Origin of the sequence: Pantoea latae (assembly GCF_002077695.1) — a bacterium.
Lineage (GTDB): Bacteria > Pseudomonadota > Gammaproteobacteria > Enterobacterales > Enterobacteriaceae > Pantoea > Pantoea latae.
Genome location: NZ_MWUE01000060.1, coordinates 1 through 1,031 on the forward strand (window position 1 = coordinate 1; position 1,031 = coordinate 1,031).

The window sequence follows — 1,031 nt, forward strand, 5'->3', positions numbered from 1 at the left end:
GTGTTGCGAGTTGCCCGTGAGCAGCTTCTTGGTCAGCGTGACGCTGAAGCAGCTAAACAAGCACGGGCTGACGAATGTCAGGCTGCTGAATTCACTTGGAGCAAGCCTAAGCCTTTTCGTCGTTAGCCGGTAACGCTCGCCACAGCGTTCTTTCTGGCGTAGCCAGACAAACCGAGGAAGCGTCATTTCACCTGTTTTCAGCATATGGCACATACGCACCGGAGCGTCTGATGACGAAACAGCAAAAAACTGCGCTGAACATGGCAAAATTCATTCAGGACCAGAGTCTGCTCCTGTTGGAAAGGCTCAACGAGCTGGATTTAGACAGTGAAGCGGATATGTGCGAAAAGCTTCATGAGGATGCTGAACGTCTTCATGCTGTGCTTCAGGACAGGTTAAATCAAGAATAACGGTAACCGGATGGCAAAAGTATCTATCAGTGAGGCCGCCAGGCTTACAGGTAAAAGCAGAACAACGCTGCACAGGTTAATAAAGACAGGTGAACTGTCTACATGTGCAGGTGTGCGCAATTCAAAAATGCTAGATATTTCAGAGCTTATTCGTGTTTTCGGTGATATTTCTGCCCCGGTCGCTGAACAGTACAGCGAACAGGCTTCTGAACAGCGTGTTACAGTGCCTGATACGGCTAATGAACAGATGATTAATAGTCTGAAACAGGAGGTTGAACATCTCAGGACGCTTGTTTCTGCCCAGGAGTCTCATATCGATAGCCTCAGACAATCACTGCAGCTGCTTGAGCATAAAAAAGATATGCAGCAGCCTCAGCCGTCCCCGGTGAAATGGTGGCAGTTCTGGAAATAGCCGGCTGACAGCACCTGCTTTTCCGGTAATTCTGGCCCCGACGGCGCGGTTGCTTCTGCGCTTCCTGCGACTCAGCTGGTATCTGTGCATCGGGGTGACGAATTGTTGAGTTCTTGAGAGGTTTCCCCAGGTCGCTGACCTGTTCGCGGCTTACGCCGGGCTGACTTGCGTCAGACTCCCTCCACACACCAGTCTCCTAGTGTCGCCAT

Annotated in this window: 3 protein-coding genes; 2 read left to right on the forward strand and 1 reads right to left on the reverse strand. The window is 50.9% G+C overall.

Features of this window, described 5'->3' with window-relative positions; translation table 11 throughout:
• On the reverse strand, positions 1-204 hold a 204-nt coding region (locus B2J69_RS24440; protein ID WP_236722782.1), incomplete at its 3' end, for a hypothetical protein.
• 26 nt (positions 205-230) lie between these two features.
• Between B2J69_RS24440 and B2J69_RS23420 the strand changes: the two genes are divergently transcribed.
• Together B2J69_RS23420 and B2J69_RS23425 are read left to right on the forward strand one after the other, a co-directional pair.
• The gene (locus tag B2J69_RS23420) at positions 231-410 is read left to right on the forward strand and encodes a Rop family plasmid primer RNA-binding protein (protein WP_039031168.1); all 180 of its coding nucleotides are present in this window, start codon (positions 231-233) and stop codon (positions 408-410) included.
• Between the two features lie 10 nt (positions 411-420).
• Complete coding sequence (locus B2J69_RS23425; protein ID WP_081142845.1) at positions 421-822, forward strand: helix-turn-helix domain-containing protein; 402 nt, start codon at positions 421-423, stop codon at positions 820-822.
• Positions 823-1,031 lie beyond the last annotated feature (209 nt).